Annotated in this window: 18 protein-coding genes and 1 pseudogene; 7 read left to right on the forward strand and 12 right to left on the reverse strand. The window is 69.4% G+C overall.

The features are described from left to right. Positions 1-49: 49 nt before the first annotated feature. The 3 genes and pseudogenes from WME90_RS05680 to WME90_RS05690 form a co-directional block, all read right to left on the reverse strand. Positions 50-160: pseudogene (locus WME90_RS05680) on the reverse strand (NAD(P)-binding protein); the annotation flags it as partial. A 30-nt stretch (positions 161-190) separates the two neighbouring features. After that, complete coding sequence (locus tag WME90_RS05685; protein WP_437280048.1) at positions 191-1138, reverse strand: alpha/beta hydrolase; 948 nt, start codon at positions 1136-1138, stop codon at positions 191-193. Between the two features lie 97 nt (positions 1139-1235). Next, on the reverse strand, positions 1236-2147 hold the full coding sequence (locus WME90_RS05690) for a LysR substrate-binding domain-containing protein (protein WP_437283562.1): 912 nt from the start codon (positions 2145-2147) through the stop codon (positions 1236-1238). A gap of 156 nt (positions 2148-2303) precedes the next feature. Between WME90_RS05690 and WME90_RS05695 the strand changes: the two genes are divergently transcribed. Beyond that, a complete protein-coding gene (locus WME90_RS05695; RefSeq protein WP_437280049.1) occupies positions 2304-2921 on the forward strand; it encodes an isochorismatase family protein in 618 nt (205 codons plus the stop codon). Between the two features lie 188 nt (positions 2922-3109). Here WME90_RS05695 and WME90_RS05700 read toward each other — a convergent pair whose 3' ends face one another. Then, positions 3110-4009 (reverse strand): hypothetical protein, encoded by a 900-nt coding sequence (locus WME90_RS05700; RefSeq protein ID WP_437280050.1) that lies wholly within the window; start codon positions 4007-4009, stop codon positions 3110-3112. 699 nt (positions 4010-4708) lie between these two features. On the opposite strand from WME90_RS05700, the gene WME90_RS05705 reads away from it, so the two are divergent. Beyond that, entirely contained in the window at positions 4709-5920 is a 1212-nt protein-coding gene (locus WME90_RS05705; RefSeq protein ID WP_437280051.1) for a hypothetical protein, read from the forward strand. 145 nt (positions 5921-6065) lie between these two features. On the opposite strand, the gene WME90_RS05710 is transcribed toward WME90_RS05705, so the two are convergent. Beyond that, positions 6066-7370 carry an ArnT family glycosyltransferase gene (locus tag WME90_RS05710; protein WP_437280052.1) on the reverse strand — a complete coding sequence of 435 codons (1305 nt, stop codon included), beginning with the start codon at positions 7368-7370 and terminating at the stop codon, positions 6066-6068. A 290-nt stretch (positions 7371-7660) separates the two neighbouring features. After that, on the reverse strand, positions 7661-8542 hold the full coding sequence (locus WME90_RS05715) for an aldo/keto reductase family oxidoreductase (RefSeq protein ID WP_437280053.1): 882 nt from the start codon (positions 8540-8542) through the stop codon (positions 7661-7663). Positions 8543-8599: 57 nt separating this feature from the next. On the opposite strand from WME90_RS05715, the gene WME90_RS05720 reads away from it, so the two are divergent. Beyond that, positions 8600-9517 carry a LysR family transcriptional regulator gene (locus WME90_RS05720; protein WP_437280054.1) on the forward strand — a complete coding sequence of 306 codons (918 nt, stop codon included), beginning with the start codon at positions 8600-8602 and terminating at the stop codon, positions 9515-9517. 28 nt (positions 9518-9545) lie between these two features. Here the strand turns inward: WME90_RS05720 and WME90_RS05725 are convergent, their stop codons facing one another. Then, complete coding sequence (locus WME90_RS05725) at positions 9546-10307, reverse strand: hypothetical protein (RefSeq protein ID WP_437280055.1); 762 nt, start codon at positions 10305-10307, stop codon at positions 9546-9548. Positions 10308-10948: 641 nt separating this feature from the next. On the opposite strand from WME90_RS05725, the gene WME90_RS05730 reads away from it, so the two are divergent. Then, positions 10949-11425, forward strand: coding sequence for a hypothetical protein (locus WME90_RS05730; RefSeq protein WP_437280056.1), 477 nt, complete (start codon positions 10949-10951; stop codon positions 11423-11425). A 135-nt stretch (positions 11426-11560) separates the two neighbouring features. Here the strand turns inward: WME90_RS05730 and WME90_RS05735 are convergent, their stop codons facing one another. The 4 genes from WME90_RS05735 to WME90_RS05750 all read right to left on the reverse strand — a co-directional run bounded on the left by WME90_RS05735 (position 11561) and on the right by WME90_RS05750 (position 14836). Then, positions 11561-13036, reverse strand: coding sequence for a PLP-dependent aminotransferase family protein (locus tag WME90_RS05735; protein ID WP_437280057.1), 1476 nt, complete (start codon positions 13034-13036; stop codon positions 11561-11563). Between the two features lie 3 nt (positions 13037-13039). Continuing rightward, positions 13040-13627: a LysE family translocator gene (locus WME90_RS05740; RefSeq protein ID WP_437280058.1), complete on the reverse strand. Its 588-nt coding sequence runs from the start codon at positions 13625-13627 to the stop codon at positions 13040-13042. Positions 13628-13797: 170 nt separating this feature from the next. Beyond that, positions 13798-14115 (reverse strand): DUF1330 domain-containing protein, encoded by a 318-nt coding sequence (locus tag WME90_RS05745; RefSeq protein ID WP_437280059.1) that lies wholly within the window; start codon positions 14113-14115, stop codon positions 13798-13800. Beyond that, complete coding sequence (locus WME90_RS05750; RefSeq protein WP_437280060.1) at positions 14105-14836, reverse strand: SDR family NAD(P)-dependent oxidoreductase; 732 nt, start codon at positions 14834-14836, stop codon at positions 14105-14107. Before WME90_RS05750 ends, WME90_RS05745 begins: the two co-directional genes overlap by 11 nt. 109 nt (positions 14837-14945) lie before the next feature. Here WME90_RS05750 and WME90_RS05755 point away from each other — a divergent pair, with 109 nt between their 5' ends. Continuing rightward, positions 14946-15881 (forward strand): LysR family transcriptional regulator, encoded by a 936-nt coding sequence (locus WME90_RS05755; RefSeq protein ID WP_437280061.1) that lies wholly within the window; start codon positions 14946-14948, stop codon positions 15879-15881. Between the two features lie 94 nt (positions 15882-15975). Here the strand turns inward: WME90_RS05755 and WME90_RS05760 are convergent, their stop codons facing one another. Then, entirely contained in the window at positions 15976-16884 is a 909-nt protein-coding gene (locus WME90_RS05760; protein ID WP_437280062.1) for a LysR family transcriptional regulator, read from the reverse strand. A gap of 112 nt (positions 16885-16996) precedes the next feature. Here WME90_RS05760 and WME90_RS05765 point away from each other — a divergent pair, with 112 nt between their 5' ends. Both WME90_RS05765 and WME90_RS05770 read left to right on the forward strand, forming a co-directional pair. After that, on the forward strand, positions 16997-17851 hold the full coding sequence (locus WME90_RS05765) for an inositol monophosphatase family protein (RefSeq protein WP_437280063.1): 855 nt from the start codon (positions 16997-16999) through the stop codon (positions 17849-17851). A 16-nt stretch (positions 17852-17867) separates the two neighbouring features. Next, entirely contained in the window at positions 17868-18518 is a 651-nt protein-coding gene (locus WME90_RS05770; RefSeq protein ID WP_437280064.1) for an NADPH-dependent F420 reductase, read from the forward strand. Positions 18519-18628 lie beyond the last annotated feature (110 nt).

The following is an 18628-nucleotide window of genomic DNA, read 5'->3' on the forward strand; positions in this document are numbered from 1 at the left end:
TCGCGATCACGTCAGGATAGCTCGCTGGCGTGTACGCCTGGCCAGCTTAAAGCAAAAGAACCCGACGGTCCCGGCTTTCGCTCAGGCGGTTCGCGAGCACGGCGCCTGCGGATCCGCCGCCGACGATGACGACGTCGAAGTCCTGGGCCTCGTTGGCCATTGGGGCTTCTCCTCTTCCGACGGGCCCCTTTCAGCTGCGAGCGAAGGCGTCGCGGAGGAAGCGGGCGGCGCGATCGAGCGCGTTCCTGCTGGTTTCGAGGTGCGCGACGTCGAGCTGGAAGACGTGGTGCATGCCCTCGAAGATCTGGAGCTCGACGGGGACTCCGGCCTTCGCCGCGCGAGCGGCGTACTGTTTGGAATCGTCGAGCAGGCGCTCGTCGGTGCCGACCTGGATGAGGAGCGGCGGCAGGCCTTTCAGGTCGCCGAACAGCGGCGAGGCGAGCGGATCGGAGAAGCCATGGGCGCCGAGAACCTTGCGGGCGCAGTCCTGCAGGTAGTCGTGCCCGATCAACGGATCCACAATGCCCGGATCCGTCATCGACGCGCCGGTGAAGGAGAGATCCGCCCACGGCGAGAACACGACGCCCGCGACCGGCGGCGGACCAGCGGGCTTCCCGGTCAACCCCGCCAGCGTCACGAGCGTGAGGCCGCCGCCCGCGGAGTCGCCGACGATCGCGATGCGGTCGAAGCCCTTGGCGACCAGGAACAGGGATGCGGTCCGCGCCGCGTTTGGAGCGGCCGGCAGCGAAGCTTCGGGCGCCAGAGGATAATCGATGACGAGCGCCGGAACCTTCGTGCGGCTGACGATCTGGCTGACGAATCCGCGGTATGCCTTCGCCGAGCCGAGGACGTAGCCGCCGCCGTGCAGGAAGAGGATCGCGCGCTTCGGCTCGGCCTGCTGCGGGCGGATAAGGAAGCCCCGCACGCCCGCCTCATCGACGGTTTCGAGCGTGACGTCGCTGGTCAAAGGAGAGCTGGAGATGAAAGCATCGTAGACGGTCCTCTGGTCTCCCGTCGCCGTCGCCCAGAAGCTGGCGAACCGCTCGCGCAGCGCGGCTTCGCGCTGCCGCTCCTCGGACGAGAGCTTGATGATCTCCGTTTTGCTCCGTTGGCGATCCTGCAGCTGCGTTTCCGACATCCTCATTCTCCATCGCTGGACATGGCCACTCTAGGGGCGGGAACGTCGACCGAAAAGACACAATGTTTGGGACGTAGCGTCCAGCTGGCTGGACGATCTACATCCGCACGGTCTTCGGAAGCTCGGCCGCCACATGATCGAGGAAGACGCGCACCGATGGAAGCAGCCCCTGCCTGTGGGGGATGAGCGCGGTGATCGTGGAGTCGCCCGCGATCCAGCTCGGCAGCACCCGGCGCAGTTCGCCGGACTTCACGGCCGCCCGGCAGACGTAGCCGGGCAGGGCGACGATCCCGAGACCTCTGATCGCCGCCTGCTGCAGGCCGACCATGTCGTCGCTCAACAGCCGCGGCGTCAGCGGCACCACGGCCTCATTCTTGGCCTGACGGACGTGGCGCAGCCGCCACACCGGCTCGACCCCGGTCCGCATCATGAACAGCGATGGATGCTCGCGCAGATCCTGGGGTCTCTGCGGCTCGCCTCTCTTGTCGAGGTAGTCGGAGCCGGCGAACAGGTACCAGGGGGCGGGCGCGAGCGTCCGCTGGACCAGATTGGAATCCGGCAGCGGATCGGAGTGCGCTCTGATGGCAACGTCGAAGTTCTCTCCGACGATGTCGACGGCGCGGTCGACCGCGTGCACGACGACGTTGACCTTCGGGTACTGCACAAGGAAATCCGCGACGATGTCGGACATCGCACACTGCATCGTCGCCATGCCGCCGGTGCAGCGTATCGTGCCGCTCGGCTCGCCCAAGCGCTGGCGGATCGTGGCCTCGGCCAGCTCGGCTTCGCGGAGCATGATGACCGCGTGCCGATAGAGCTCTTCGCCCGCATCCGTCGTCCCGAACTTGCGCGACGTGCGGTTGAGGAGCCGGACCCCGAGGTTGTTCTCCAGCTGCTGCATGCGGTAGCTGAGCGTCGATTTGGGGGTCCGCAGCGTGCGGCTCGCGGCCGTGAATCCTCCCCGGTCGACCACCTGTACGAACAGGAAGAAATCGTTCAAATCCAACATGTTTCCCCATCGTCCAATCGATCGGACGCTGAGTTCGAAAATTGACGTCTTTTGGGTTGTTCGTCCAGCGGTTAGTCCTCGCGTCGTCACGGCAAACGATCGTGACCCCGAAGCTCCGGACCCACCGGGATCAGGAGACGAACCCAGGAGGACCCGATGACCATGCGCAAGTACGTGCCGCTCACCCAGGACAACGCCGCCGTCATCCTGGTCGACCACCAAGTCGGCCTCATGACCGGCGTCCGCGACTACTCGACCGGCGAGTTGAAGCACAACGTCGTCGCCCTGGCGAAGGCCGCCAGGGCGCTCAAGCTGCCGATCGTCGTCACCACGACGGCGCGCGACAGCATGTGGGGGCCGACCTTCCCCGAGCTCGTCGACGCTTTGCCCGGCATCGAGATCATCGATCGCTCGACCGTGAACGCCTACGATGACCCGCGCGTCGCCAAGGCCATCGAAGCCACCGGCCGCAAGAAGCTCATCTTCGCCGGTATCTCGCTCGAGGTGTGCGCGGGCTTCCCGGCGATGACGGCCGTCGCGCGCGGACTGGACGCGTATGTGGCCGTCGACGCCTCCGGGACGTTCAGCGAGACAAAGCACGACGTGAACCTGTTCCGCATGCAGCAAGCCGGCGTCATCCTGTCCGACTACGCGACCATGATGGTCGAGATCCTCAAGGACAACGGCCGTCCGGAGGCGGGCGCCGTCTACGCCGCGCTCGACATGCCCTGGGCCATACTCGTCGGCCAGATCGCCAGCGCTCTGCGCAAGTGAACGAGACGGTGTCGGTAGAGCCCGCGGGCGCTGGCGAGCGGCAAGGCGGCGACCGTCGTCTGCGCAATCAGCTTTCGACCCCTCTGATGCCCAATCCGGCTGCGCTCCCCGGGCGCTCCTCCGACGCGTACAACGCGGGATCGCCGCTCCCAGCGATCCGCGTGTCTGGCAGCTACGGCCATTCGTCGTCAACCCGCAGCGCCGGCTGGCCGCTTCTTCTTTCTCTTCTTCTCGCCCTCGCGCGCCCGGTCCGCCGCCCGCAGCGCGCTGAGCTCGCGCCGGAAATCCGCGGCCGCCGCGTAGTGCTTTTCAGCCGACCGAACGACGCCGGCGATGGCGCCGCTGCAGCGCGGGCACTCGCTCCGATCGGACGTCAGCGCCGTGCGGCAGCCCGGCTCGGAGCAGAGATCGTACTGCCACCAGCGACCGACGGCCCAGCCGACGAAGGCCGCTCCGACGAGCACGGCGAAGGCGAGCTCCCCACCGGCGCCGCGCGGCAGGGCGGCCGCGACCAGGATCGCCCCGCAGAAGCCCGCGAACAGGCCCAGGAACAGGCCCATGCCCGAGTGCGCGCGCCGCAGGCGGAAGACCGGCCGCGGATCGCCCTCCTCGAGCTTCGTCATCGCGGCGGGCCCCTCCTTCGGATCGTCCCAGACATGGCCGCACTTGTGGCAGTGCCAGCGCCTCGGCAAGAACAGCAAGAGCGGCGCGGCGAGGATCGCGAGCGCGGTGGCGGCGCTCGAGCCCTCGAGGCGCAGGCGCTCGTGGAAGCAGTAGGGGAGCTCGCAGCGCGGGCAGCGGACCCCGGCCGCCTCCTCGTCGTCGTCGTCGTTAGCGGCCTCCCCGGGATGGACCTCGAGGAGCCTCTCCACGCGTTCGAGATCGCCCTCGCGCACCTGGAGCTGCGTGCCGCCGGCGGCGCCGCTCAGCAACGGGTTGTAGCTCGCCGCCTCGAACACGTGAGACTCGATACCGTTCGCCGAGAGCAGCGTGCGGTCCATCTGAGCCGCGACCGGATCGAGATAGCGGCGGACCGTGATCAGCTTCCCCGTTCCCGAAGCAGCATCCAGCTTGTCGCGGTACGGCAAGACGTCGCCTCCCTTGAATCGAGACAGTGTCGCCCGGCTAACCAGTGAAGAGGCTAGGAAATCCAAACGCGATCCGAAAGTCAATCTCCTCGTAGTGGCCGTTACACAGTACAGCCACGGTGCACAGGGTGGTTGACATAGGGAAGCCGATGAGCCACGGTACTCAGCGGACTTCCTCATTCCCAGGGACCGTGAACGAGGGTGTCGAGCTGAGGCCGAAGAGACACAGCTTACCCCGGCGGATGCCGACGCCTCATGTCGCCTATAGCGGGAGCAGGTTCGTAGAGGCCCTGCCCGGGAGGCACAACGCAAAATGGGGGGCGGAATTCCTACAGGGGCTCCGCGGCGGGTGACGAGGTTGCCATTTCATGGGAGCTGGAGCCCGGCAGTGCCGTTCGATGGCGCAGATGCATCATGGCGCGCTGGTCCGGCGGCCCGTAGGTACCTATGAAGACGTTCGTGCTCCGCAACCCGGCTCGCGACGGGCATCATCCGCTATCGAAAGGACCTATGTCGATGACGCGATCGCGTTCTAGCTTTGCCGCTCACGTACCGCTCGCCTGCCTGCTCACCCTCGCTCCCGCTTGCAAGCCGCAGGAGGACCCCGTCGCGAACCCCGACGAAGAGAGCCCCCCCGCCGGCTGCGCTACTCCGACGGCGGGCCCGACGAGGCATTCGGGTGACGTCCAGGATGGCGAAGTGTGGACGGCTGACGGCAGCCCACACATCGTCGAGGGCGACGTGAACGTCCGCGACGGCGCGACGCTCACGATCGAGCCCTGCGCTTCGGTCCTCGTCGCTGCCGGGAAGCGAATTCAGGTCGCGTATCCCCTGACACCCAACAGCGGCACGCTCATCGCGGAGGGCACCGCGGGTCAGCCTATCTCCTTCGCCGGCGAGGATGGGGCGCGCTGGGGAAGCGTCTACGTCGTCGCGCCGGGCACGGCGCGTTTTGCCTACGCCACGTTCGAGGACGGCGGCGGAGACGATTTCGAGCGCGGCGCCACGCTCGTCTCGGTCGGCGACGACGAGACCCCACCTGATCCCGTGTTCTTCGTCGATCATGTCACCGTGAAGAAGTCCCGCGGCACGGGCCTCTGGCTCAAGCGTCGCTCGCTGTTCGTCGCCGGATCGAAAGAGCTGACCGTAACGGAGTCCGGAGACGACGAGGCGCCGTACCCGCTCGAGATCTCCGATCAAGCCATCGATTCGCTCCCGACCGGTCAATACACCGGCAACCGGAAGGACGAGATCCTCGTGCGCACGGAGGGCGACGGGACCGCCGGGAGCGGTCTCACGGCGGATGCCACGCTTCACGCGCGCGGCGTGCCGTACCACATGGGCGACGGTGAAAGCGACTCCTTCACCATCGGCGGCGGTGCGGATGGAAAGGTCGTCACGCTCACGATCGAGCCAGGCGTCGTCATGAAGTTCGAGCCGAAGACCGCCTTCCAGATCCAGCACTTCACGACAGAAGAACCTGCGACCGCGGTCGTGCGAGCGCTCGGGACCGCGGACGAGCCGATCGTCTTCACCTCGGCGTCGCCTACGCCGCGTGCTGGTGACTGGCGCGGGCTGTGGTTTGGCGGCATCCCTCGAGCGGAGAACGTCTTCGACCACGTGCGCATCGAGTACGCCGGCTACGACTGCGGCTGCAGTCGTGTCACGTGCAGCGGGAACGTCGAGACCGCCGAAGCAGCGGTGATTTTCAGCATGCAGCCGCCGAGCGCCTTCATCACCAACAGCGTGTTCAAGGAAATCGCCGGTCACGGCATCACGCAGGGCTTCGACGGTACGCTCGTCAACTTCCGTCCGACGAACACCTTCGAGGGCGTATCCGGCTGCATTCAGACGATGCCGCGCCTTCCGACGGAGTGTCCTGACCCGCTCCCGCTCTGCGACGGGATGTGACGTTTAGAGGTCGATACCGAGGACCTCCGGCTCGCGACCAGGCCCCCGTTGCCCGGATGCACCAGAGAGCGCTACAGCGGGGGAATGGCTCGCTCCAGGATTGACGGCGTGACCTGGACAAGGGGGCGTCCCTGAAGGACTGAGCTCACGCCGGCGCCGGCGGGGCCGCGCGGCCCTGGCGCCTGGCCTCGATCCGGCGCTTCAGGGCCTCGAGGCCCCACACGTAGGCGGCCGCGGCGAGCAGGATCAGGAGCGGATCGAACGGCACCCGCATGCGCGGGGCGCCGAGGAAGAACAGCACGGTGACCATGCTCGACAGCACCAGCGCCGCCGCCATCGTCAGCGGCAGGACCGACCGCGTCGCGAACCGGCGCCGGCGTGCGAGCAGCGCGATCCCCAGCAGGCTCGGCACGATCGCGAGGTAGAAGAACGCCTGGCGCTGCGCCCGCAGCCAGGGCTCTTGGTCATTTCCGGGCCAGTACCCCTGGCGGCCCACCCCGGCGGCCTCCGTCAGGTTGCGCCCCGTGACCCCCAGGCGCGCTGGCTCCTTGCGCACCAGCCCGAGGCCCCGCCGGTAGTAGTGAGCGTCCACGTAAAACGGGACCTTCACCCACTCATCGCTCGGGTAATAGAGCAGGTTCGGGATGGGCGTTATCCGGTGCTGCCCGACCTGGTCGCGAAAGAGGACCCCGCGCACCGACGCAAAGTTCAGATAGAAGTTGAGCCCGCCGTTCGTGCCCAGCGTCGGCGTGCCCACGATGCGCGCGTTGTGGGCCGCGGCGGCCTGCACGGGCACGGCGAACGCGCCCGCCAGCACCAGCGTCGCCACGGCCGTGTCACGCCACCGGCGCCCCGACCCGAGCCAGAGGATGAGCGGCACGAACGGCAGGAACGCCAGCAGGTTGGGCCGCACCGTCGCGCCGACCCCCCAGAGCAGCCCGCAGATCGAGAGACCCAGGAGCGAGCGCCGCTCGATGCTCACGACGAGCGCCCAGGCGCCAGCCAGCACAAGAAACGAGAACGGCGTCTCCGTGAGCAAGAAGCCCGTGTAGAACACCGCGGGCACGTGCAAGGCGGTGGCCACACCCACACACAGGGCCGGGACCCAGCCCGGAAAGACCCGCCGCGCCAGCTGCCACGTCGCCACCACCGTGAGCGCGCCCAGCACCGCCTGCAGGAGCCCCACCGTCTGCGCCGTCCCGCCCAGCCGGTACACAAGCGCGAGCAGAGCCGGGTAGCCCACGGGCGTGAACGTGTCCCAGGCGCTCAACGACCCCGAGAGCAAGTTCCTCGCCCGATGGTCATGGACCCACATGTCCGAGAACACGAAGTCCTCCGGCGAGTGATACCGCGACACGAACACCAGCCTCACCGCCAGGGCCAGCGCGAACAGCGCGCCGGGGATCGCCGCCGAGAGCCAGCGCCGCTCTGCCTGCGCGGGCCGCGCCATCGCCGGGGCCGCCTCCCCTTCTACGATAGCCCCGGGGGGGCTAGGGATCTCTCTTGCCACTACATAGAAGGAAATCCAAACGCGATCCGAAAGTCAATCTCCTGCTGGCCCAGCAGCCAGACCTCGGCCACGCCCTTGCTGGTGACATCGAACAGCTCCAGGCACCGCTCGCGCCTGCTCCTGGAGCTGGGGCTCCGCCGCCGCCTGGCCGATCACGTTGGGCGACGCGGTTGATCGGCCTCGAGGTGAAGCTCAGGCGAGCTCCCTCGCGCCCAGCGGCAGCGACACGACTACTTGGTGCCTTCACGCGCGATTCCGTCGAGCGCGGCGATGCTCTTTGCCGGCAGCACGAGCGACGCCGCGGCCACGTTCTCGCGCAGGTGCGCGACCGACGACGTGCCCGGGATCAGCAGGATGTTCGGCGCGCGGTGCAGCAGCCACGCGAGCGCGACCTGCATCGGCGTCGCGCCCAGCTCGTTCGCGACCTTCGATAACGTGGATGACTGGAGCGGCGTGAAGCCGCCGAGCGGGAAGAACGGCACGTAGGCGATGCCCTGCTTCGCCAGCGCGTCGATGAGCGCGTCGTCTCCGCGGTGCGCCAGGTTGTAGTGGTTCTGCACGCACACGATCTCGGTGAGCGCTTGCGCCTGCTCGACCTGACGCGCAGTCACGTTGCTGAGACCGATGTGGCGGACGAGCCCCTCGCGCTTGAGGTCGATGAGGGCAGAGAGCTCTTTGTCCAGCGGACCTTCCGTCGGCGTCATGCTCATCATGCGCAAGTTCACGACGTCGATCGCGTCGAGCCCGAGGTGGCGCAGGTTGTCGTGGATCGCCGAGCGGATCTCGGCGGGCGAGAGCGCCGGGATCCACGACTTGTCCGCGCCACGCCGCGCACCGACCTTCGACACGATCACGAGGTTCTTGGGATACGGATGCAGCGTGGCGTGAATGATCTGGTTCGTGACGTGTGGCCCATAGATGTCGCTCGTGTCGACGTGGTCGATGCCGATCGCGATCGCCTCGCGCAGCACCGCTGCAGCCGCTTCGGGATCACGCGGCGGTCCCCAGACGTCCGGGCCCGCGAGCTGCATGGCGCCGTAGCCCATGCGGTGGACGGTGAGCGCCGTGCCGGGGAACGTGAACCGACCGCCGAGCTTTTCTGTAGTCGTCATGCGCTCGATCCTAGTGCTGGTCACACGTCACACCAGCAAATAGCATGCATGGCAACCATGAGCGCTGTTCATGCCAGAGATCTCGACCTCAACCTTCTGCGCGTCCTCGTCGCCGTGGCCGACACGGGATCGGTCACGAAGGCGGCCGCGCGGCTCTACCTCACACAGTCGGCGGTGAGCGCGGCGCTCGCCCGGCTCAGCGCATCGCTCGACACCCCGCTGCTCGTGCGCCATGGCCGCGGCGTGATCTTGACGAGCCGGGCAGCGCGGCTCGTGACCGAGGTGCGTCCGCTGCTCGAGGCGATGGTCCAGGCCGCGCTCGCTCCGGCGCGCTTCGATCCGCGCACGAGCGAGCGGACGATCCGCCTCGGGCTCTCCGACTTCTCGGACGAGTGGCTGCTGGCGCCGCTGCTGCGCCGGCTCGGGCGCGAGGCGCCGAAGATGCGGTTCATCTGCACACCGGTCCAGTTCCGCACGGTGTTCGAGGCGCTGGCGACCCGTCGCGTCGACCTCGCGGCCACGGTCGTCGGCAAGGTGCCGCGGGGCATCCTGCACACGCCGCTCAACCGCGGCCACTTCGTCTGCCTGTTCGACCCGCGCCACGTGCGCCTCGGCGCGCGCCCCACTAAGCGCGCGTACCTCGCGCAGGAGCACGTCATCGTCTCGTACAACGCCGACCTCCGCGGCACGGTCGAGGACAGGCTCGGCGTCGAGCGGCGTGTCCGCTGCTCGGTCGCGAGCTTCAGCGCCATCGGCGCCATCGTCGACGGCAGCCCGCTCGTGGCGACGTTGCCCGACGTCTTCGCGGCGCAGCTCCTGCGGCAGCGGCCGCACCTTCGCAGCGCGCCCTTTCCCTTCGCGCACCCCGCCGGCGGCATGGACTTACTCTGGCCCGCCGCGCTCGACGGAGACGACGCGTGCGCCTTCGTGCGCGCCGCGATCATCGATATCGTCAAGCAGGTGCCCGCTGTGTAGATGGCGGCCGGTGCGGCCATGGTGCCAATTAACCCCCACGGCCGCCACCCATGCGTTTCAACGCCAGCTCGAGCATCTTCGCCTCGGCCGGCGTGAGCCGCTCACGCGAGGCGACATCCGCGAGAAGCTCGGCGGCTCTAGCATAGCTTCCCGCGTGGAAGGCGCGCTGCGCCTCCTGCCGCGCAGCACCGTCGTCGATGGCCCGGATGGGCAGCGGAACTCGCGCCGCGGGACCATGCGTGCTCCACGCCTCGATGAAGACGCGCTCGGCGCGCGACACCCACGCGCCGAGACCTCTCCAGCCCGTGGGCGGCTCGTGCCAGAAAGAGAGCCGGCATTTCGCCGCAAACGGGATGTGGTGGGGCGGCTGGTCGAGGGCGATCTCGTACGTCGTCCCGTCGAGGCCGCCCACCCCCAGTGAGCCGATGCGGATCTCAAGCCCTGCGAGCTCGACCGCGAGCTCACGCAGAGTGTCCGACGGCGCCGCGAGTTGGTGCACCTCGATGGTTGGAACGAGGGGATACGGATGGCGGAGGCGCTCGACCGGCGTGCTGAACTTGCTGCGGTCCGCGCCGCAGTCCCATGTTGTTCTTACGAGGACGTGATCGTCATCGTACCCTTCACGTCGGCGTCTGAACACATCCCAGGCAACTGGGGCGCCAAACGACGGAAGTACAAGGTACTGGAAGACATGCCCGGCGTAGCGGTCGTCGACGTAAGCGTGTACGCGCAGCTTCGCGTACACGTCGTCGGTCATGGTGCCATACTCGATCCGCTGCTCCGCTTCCAAATCAGACTCCTTGGATGCCAGGCTAGCGTGACATGCGGTTGCCAGCAACTGGAGGTAAGAGGTGCATCATACCTCATGCGCCGCGCCACGACGAGCGGCGTGCGCACCCGGTCGTACCGGCGACGCCGGAGCTCGGCAGGACAGCCGCACAACGCAGCTCCAGTCTGCCGCGGCGCGAAGCGCTGCGGGCAGCAGCGGGCTGTTGGGCCGCGTGAATGAGAAGAGGGAGAAGACCGCAAGGGCGCAACGGGCGCAAGGGAAGAGAGGGAGATGATCTTCATTTCTGTTCGCCCCGAGCAGCGGGCGCCATGGCGGTTCCCTCTCTGCGCCAGACGAAGGCGCGAGCGCGCCCTCGATGCCGAAGCCTGCTTGTCAGAGCGAAGCCTGCTTGTGATGCCCTCTCACCAAGGCACGGCGGGTCGCGCCCCCCATGGTGCCGCGAGCCACCACCCGACATGGAGGCGCGCCCCTCCAGCCCCGCCCCCCTCGCGCCGCGCAACGTCCAGAATCTCGGCTGAAACCGCCTCTCCCGCTCGACCCGCTCCCCTCGTCGGCCCTGGTACGGCGCGTGCGAGTGTCCCCCTCGTCTCCGCGCGAAACAAGCCGCGCGCGACGCTCGCTGCAACGACCAAGGAGAGACGATGCTGCCCACGAACACGACCCACAAGACCCGCTCCCTCGTCCTGTCGCTCACGATGGCCGCCGGCCTGGCCGTCACCGCGTTCACGTCCCCCGCGGCGGCCGGGCCGCTGCCGACGCTCTCCGGCTGGGGCGTGCGCGATTACGGCAGCTTCATGGGTTCGGTGAGCCAGCAGGCCGACGGCTCGCTCAGGGGGCATTTCACGATCGTCATCCACAAACCTGGCGAAGACCCCGTCACCTGCCGCTACCTGCGCTTCCGCCCCAACGTCGTGAGCGGCGCGAGCTGGAACTTCGATGGTTATGGCACGTGCTGGGGCTCGGGCGGCACGTTCGCCGCGGCGAACCGCTTCGTGTTCGTCGACTACGGCAGCCCAGGCGCGGGTGTCGACTACGTCGACGTGAACTACTACGGCGCGGTCGGCGCCTCGATCCCCGGCGGCTATTTCAACGACGGCGACATCGTCTACACACCTTGATTCCACGCCTGGGTGCCGGCCGCGCGGGCCAACGGGCGACTCGGGCGGCGATGGCATCCGTACCGGCGAGCCCCGGCGGCCGCGCGCCCGTCAAAGCCTCGTCGTGTAGTCGTGTAAAGGACGGCGACGCGCCTCTCATCGCTCGAGCCCTCGCCACGGTTCGTCGTCTCGCACCACCGCCGCCTCCGCCCGCTCCATCGCCGCCCGCGCGCTCGCCAGCGCCGCGAACCGCTGCCCGAGGTGCTCTGCCACCCTCGCGTGCTGGCTGAACACTACATTGAACCGGATGTGCGGATCCGCCGCCCCATCGGCCTTGAAGGTCGCGCCGCGCGCCAGCAGGATCTTGTTGAGATACGCGTCCTTCACCAGCTCGTCGACGTCCACGCCGGGCGGCGCTTCCCCCCAGAGGAACAGCCCGCCCTCGCCCGGGTGGTCGAGCTGCACGCCGGCGTCGCGCAGGCGGCGCGCTGCAGCGTTGCGCGCCGCGCCGAGCTTCTGCTGCAGGCGGTCGATGTGCTTGCGCCACCGACCGGCCGACAGCACCTCCAGCAGCACGAGCTCGTTGAGCGCGCCGGTGGTCAGCACCGAGTAGATCTTCTCGCGCAGCAGGGGCTTCAGCCGCGCTGTCTCGGCCGCGATGTAGCCCAGGCGCAGCGCGGGGCTCAGCGCCTTGCAGAAGCTCGAGTAATAGATGACCCCATCCAGCCCTGAGAGCTGCGCCAGCCGCGTGGGGTGCCCGGGGTGGAAGTGACCGTGCACGTCGTCCTCCGCGATGAGGACCCCGTGCTGTTGCGCGATCACCAGCACGCGGTGCAGGTTCGCGGCGCTCGAGCCCCAGCCGGTCGGGTTGTGCAGCACGCTCTGGAGGAACAGCAGCTTGGGCCGGTGGTCGCGGCAGGCCGCCTCCAGCGCGTCCAGATCGATGCCGTCCGGCCTTCGCGCCACCGGCACGACGCGGCAGCCAGCCTGGCGCAGGCGGCCGAACATCAAGAAATAGCCGGGGTTCTCCACCAGCACCGCGTCGCCGGGCTGAAGGTAGCTCCGGCAGATCAGGTCGATCGCGTGCGTGCCGCCCCAGGTGGTGAGCACGCGGCCCGCGTCGGCCGCGATGCCTTGCGAGCGCATCAGCATCGCGATGCGCTCGCGCAGCTCGGGCAGCCCCTGCGGCGGACAGCGCGCGGCCATGCCCGCGTCGTTGCGGGCGAGCGCGCGCTGGAGCACGGCCGCGGGGATGGCGTCGCTCAGCCAGCTCGCCGGCAGGGCGCCGCTGCTGGCCAGAAGCACGCCCGCGCGCTGGTCGTTGGACTGCTGCGCCAGCCACACCGGCTCCTGCTCCTCTCCCGCCTCGAGCCACGCCTCGTTGGGCATGGCCGACGCCGCCTCGCACACGAAGAACCCGGCCGTGCCGCGCGACTCGAGCAGCCCGGCCGCCACCAGCCGATCGTAGGCCGTCACCACGGTGTTGGGGCTCACGCCCAGCTGACCCGCCAGCTGGCGGATCGACGTCAGCCGCGCGCCCGGCGGCAGCCGCGCGCCCTCGATCAGCGCGCGCAGCCGCGCCTCGATCTGATCGGCCAGTGGAACTGCGGAGTCGCGGTCGAGCGAGAACATGGGTCAGCGCAGGAACAGGAGCGCCAGCACCGCCAGCGCGCCGGCCATGATGCCATTGAACAGCCGCTGCCGTCGCGGATCGGTCAGAAAATGCCGGATCGCCACGCCGAACAGCGCCCACGCGGAGGTGCACGGAAAGGTGATGCCGAGGCCGACGACGGACACGAGGAGCGCGCCGCTCGCCGCGCCCATGCCCGCCGGCATGAACACCGATGCGAGCGTGATCGCCTTGACCCAGCTCTTCGGGTTGACGGCCTGGAACAGCGCCCCCTGCGCGAACGACAGCGGCCGCGGCACCTCGGCGCCCTTGAGCACGGCGCCGCCGGTCAGCTTCCACGCCAGCACCAGCAGGTACAGCGCGCCGGCCACGCGCAGGACGCCGTGCAGCACGGGGTAGGCGGTGAACAGCGCGCCCAGACCAAGGCAGGTGATGAAGCTCTGGACCGCGCCGCCCACGCTGATGCCCAGGAGATGCGGCAGCGATCCGCGGTAGCCGAAGTTGGCGCCGGAGGCCGTGAGCATCATGTTGTTCGGCCCCGGGGTGCTGGACATCACGAAACAATAGGTCACCAGAGGCAGCAGCTCGGTCATCGCGGGTCGCTCCGGTAAGGGATTGCCAGAGCGTAAGGAGGCGGCGTACGCCGGTGAAGGCACAGGGGCTGGGCCGCGCGAAAGCACTGTATCAGCCGCGCGATCGGTACAGCCCAGAGCCCGGCGCCCGGCGGCACGACGCCCGGCGACCTCGCCTCGCCGCAGGCGGCTCAGCCCGCCGTCGCTTCGAACTCGCCGAGGATGAAGGTCGCCGCGACCGCGGGCTCGAAGAGCTCGGCGCGCACGGCGCGGTAGTCCGCGTCGGCGAAGAACCGCTCCCGCGCCGCGCGGTCGGGGAACACGAGGGTGAAGACGCGGTTGATGCCCGGGTCGCCCTTCAGCACGCGCGCCACGACGAAATCGTGGCCGAAGGCGCCGCCGTGGGACAACAGGATCGGCATCATGCCGGCGCGGTAGCGGGCGTAGGTCGTCTCGTCCTCCAGCTGGAGCCCCACCAGGAGCACGTGCTGCCGGCCCTCAGCGCCCATGGGAGTAGCCTCCGTCGACGTCGAGCGTCGTGCCCGTCACGAAGCCGGCCCTGGCCAGGAACAGCGCCGCGTCCGTCGTATCCTGCACCTCTCCGATGCGCCCCAGCGGGTGGATAGAGGCCATCGAATCCGCGTTATCGCCGATGAGCGGCGTGCGGATGATGCCGGGCGCCAGCGTGTTCACGCGGATGTTGTGGCGTGCGAGCTCGGCGGCCAGCGAGACGGTGAGCGCGTGGACGCCGCCTTTGCTGGCCATGGCGGCCGAGGCCGGCATCCGCGCCATGGCCTGCTGGACGAGCACCGTGCCGACATTGATGATCGAGCCCCCGCCGCCCTCGATCATCAGCGGCACCGCCGCCTGCGTCATCAGGAACGTCCCTCTCACGTTGGTGGCGAAGAACCGCTCCAGGTCCTCCTCCGTGCTCTCGAGGAACGGCTTCACGCCGAAGATCCCGGCGTTGTTGATCAGCACGTCGACGCCGCCGAAGCGCTCGCGCGCGGCGGCGGCGACGGCCCGCGCCGTGGCCCGATCACCCACCTGGCCCGGCACCGCGACGACGCGCGCGCCGCCGTCGAGGCTCCGCCTCGCCTGCTCGAGCTTCTCCGGGTCACGCCCGTTCATGATGACGCTCGAGCCCTCGGCAAGGAAGCGCCTTGCGAGGTCGAGGCCGATACCGCTGCTGGCGCCTGTGATGATGACGCGATCGATCCTGGTGGACATGGAGTGTCGCTCCTTTCGCGTCGACAACCTAGGACCTCCCCTCGAACCAAGAAAGTGGTATGTTTCGATGGACTCCATAACTACAGGTTCTGATCCTGCGGGCGCCGCCATGACCTACGATCAGCTCGTCGCCTTCCTCGCCGTCGCGGGCGAGGGCACGTTCAGCGCCGCCTCCGCGCGGCTGCACAAGTCCCAGCCGGCCGTGAGCAAGCTGGTGCGCAACCTCGAGCGCGAGCTGGGGGTCGAGCTGTTCGATCGCCGGGAGTACCGCGCCACGCTCACCGACGCCGGCCGCCTGTTCCACGAGCGCGCCGCGGCCGTCATCGAGGGCACCGAGGCGCTGCGGAGCTTCGGCATGCGCCTCTCGGGCAAGGTGGAGCCGATCGTGCGGCTCGCCGTCGACGCGGTGACGCCGCTCGGCCCCATCATGGACATCTTCCGGGCGCTGCAGGCCCGATATCCCCTTGTGCGCATCGAGCTCGGCACCGAGCGGCTCGCGGGCACCGCCGACGCGCTGCGGGAGGATCGCGCCGATCTCGCCGTCGCCACGACGCTCGGGATCGACGCGTCGGGCGTGGAGATCGCGCGCTTCTGCGACGTGCGGGTGATCCCCGTGGCGCGCTTCGATCACCCCGTGGCCACCTGCGGCGCGCCGATCCCGCCCGCGCTGCTGCGGGCGCACGCGCAGATCGTCCTGCGCGACAGCGCGAGGGGGAGCGGCTCGCCGTCCCTCAACGTGCTGGAGGGCGGCCTGCGCTGGACGGTCACCGACGTCGCGGCGAAGAAGGAGGTCATCCTCGCGGGCATGGGCTGGGGCGGGCTGCCCGAGCACGTGGCCGCCGGCGCGCTGGCGGCAGGCGAGCTCGTGGCGCTGCAGGTCCCCGAGTTCGTGGCCGACACGATGGAGCTGTTCGTGATCCGCCGCCGCGACCGGCCGCACGGCGTCGTCGCGCAGGCGCTCTGGGAGGAGCTGCGGCGCTGCGGCCACGGCGCCGGGGCGCCGGCGGTGGCCGGGAAGGCCCCGCGCCGCCGGAGGAGGGGGTGAGAGGGCCGCGCCAGCCGCACCTCCGGCGGCGGAGCACGTTCGCCAGGCTGCTCAGCGCCTGCGAGCGCTGGGCGACTGGCACCCTGCTCCTGGGTCACGTCTCTCCATGGCAGATCGCTCGGACGATCTCGCGCGTCTGCCCGCGCAGCCATGCGTGTGCCCTGTCGTCCTCGCAGCGCTGGTGCCACAGCTGAACGATCCTGAGCTCCGGCGCATCGAGCGGCAGCGGACGGGCGCTGAGGCCCAGCGTCCGCACGACGGGACCGCAGACGCGCGCCGGCAGCGCGACGACGAGATCGCTCTCGTGGGCGAAATGGATGGCCGCCGCGCACGTGGGAGCCGCCGCGACGACGCGCCGCCGCAGCCCCAGAGCCTCGAGCGCGTCGTCGATCGGATCGCGCAGGCGGCCACGGCGTGAGACGATGACGTGGAGCGCCTGGGCGTAGCGCCTGGCGGTGAGCCGGCCGCGCGCGAGCGGGTGAGCCCGGCGGAGGGCGACGACGATGCGATCTTCGCCGATCCGCTCCCCGCGGATCTCGGGGAGCGCGGGCTCCGCCGAGCCGATCTCGAGATCCACGCGCCCGTGGCGCAGGTCGTCCGTATCTCCCGCGGGCTCGGCCAGGAGCCGGAGCTTCACGAGAGGGGCTTGCTCCTGCACCGCTCGCAAGAGCCGCGTACCGAGCGCCGTCGTGAGGGCGTCGTGGCAGCGGACGGTGAACGTCCGCTCGAGCCTCGCCAGGTCGAGCTCCCGCTCGGGCGCGAACACCGCCTGCGCTCGCTGGACGATGGCCTGGACCTCCTGTCGCAGGGCCAGCGCACGGGGCGTGAGCGCCATCGTCCGGCCGGCGCGCACGAGGATCGGGTCCCCCGTGGCGTCCCTGATGCGCCCCAGCGTCCGGCTCATCGCGGGCTGGGACAGGTGCAAGCGGGCCGCCGCAGCGCTGACGCTCCGCTCCTCGAGCAACGCGTCCAGCGCCGGCAACAGGTTCAGGTCCACATGCATGTCGGTAATTATTCCTCATAACAACTATGCATTGGACGACATGAGTCGTCCAGGGTTTATTCCACCGCGCGGCGGTTCAGCGGTTCACGAGCCGCTCGTCCGAGGAGGATTCATGTCGACCCGTTCCGAGCAGATGAACAACGATGCGACAGGGCGAGACCGGAGCGCGGGCCGCGCGGAGGACGAGCCCCTGCTGCCCGCGGTCGTCGCGGCGCTCTCCGCGGCAGGCGAGCGGCTCGTCGGTCGCTTCTCGACAGAGCCGCGCCTGAGGAGTCGAGAGGACATTTTCGCCGCTCTTGCCGCCAACGATGCGGTCTCCCTGGAGGCGCTCCGCGAGCCCTTGTCGCGCGCTCGCCCGGAGGCCCGGTGGGTCGAGGACGAGCTCGAGTGCGGGCCCCTCCCGAAAGGGGAGTGGTGGGTCACGGACACCGTCGAGGGGAACATCAACCACGTTCACGGGATGGCGGACTGGTGCGTCACGGCGACCCTCGTCCGCGACAACGAGCCGGTCCTGACGGCGATGCACCTGCCCTTGACCGGCGACACGTACACCGCCCGGAAGGGCGCCGGCGCATACCTCGGGACGAGGAGGATTCGAGCGTCGGCGAAGACGGATCTCGGCGCTGCCTTCGTCGGGACCGGCCAGGCGAGGCCGGGCGAGGACGACGAGACGTACAGGCGGATTGGCATGTCCGTCACAGCGATGCTCCGGAGCACGCTCGTCCTGCGCGTCTCGGTCCCGGCCACCCTCCAGCTCATTCAGGTCGCGGCCGGCCGGATGGACGCCTTCTGGCAGTTCAGCCAGATCCGCTCCGGGCTCCTCGCGGGGGCGCTGCTCGTCGCGGAAGCCGGGGGCGCGGTCACGGACACACGCGGGGACCGCTGGAGCCTGGCCAGCGAGGACTTCCTGGCTGCAGCGCCCGGGCTCCACGCCGGCGCGGTCGGCGTCCTTTCGACCATCCGATGAGAGGAGGAGGCTGAACATGGATCACGTCGCGGGAAACATTGGAATCCTCGGTTCGGGCCGGGTCGCCACGGTCCTCGCTAACAAGCTCGCGAGCGCCGGGCACGCCGTCACGATCGGCGCCAGAGACCCGGTGCGAGCAGCGATGAAATGGTCGGGAGCGCGCGTCGAGCTCAGGGATCACGCGGAGACGGCGCGCCTGGCCGCGATCGTCATCAACGCCACCCCCGGGGAGACGAGCGTGGAGCGGCTCGGCGCCCTCCGCGATCCGTTGAAGGGAAAGATCCTCGTCGACGTCTCCAACGCGACGGTGCGCGGCCCCGACGGCCTTCCCGGCAGCCTGCTCTACCCGAACGGCAGCGTCGCCGAGCGCCTGCAGGCCGCGCTGCCCGAGACGGCCGTGGTCAAGACGCTGAACACCATGCTCTTCACCGTCATGGCGGATCCAAGGAGCCTGCGCGCGGCCCCGACCGCGTTCCTCTCCGGCAACGACGAGGGCGCGAAGGCCGTCGTCGGGCGGTTGCTCGGCGATCTGGGCTGGCCGGCAGACTGGATCGAAGATCTCGGAGACATCGAGACCGCTCGCGGCCCCGAGGCGGTCGTCTTGCTCATCCCCTCCGTGGTGCGGAGGCGAGGGCTCGCGCCGTTCGCCTTCGCGCTCGCCCGGTAAACGCGATTTACGACCCGCGCACGGGGCGCAGCTCCGCGGACAACGGCTCGATCGAGGGCACGTCGACCGACGGCTGCCGCGTCGCTGACGCGGATTCGGCGCCAAGCGAG

It is taken from the genome of Sorangium sp. So ce375 (assembly GCF_051473855.1).
Lineage (GTDB): Bacteria > Myxococcota_A > Polyangia > Polyangiales > Polyangiaceae > Sorangium.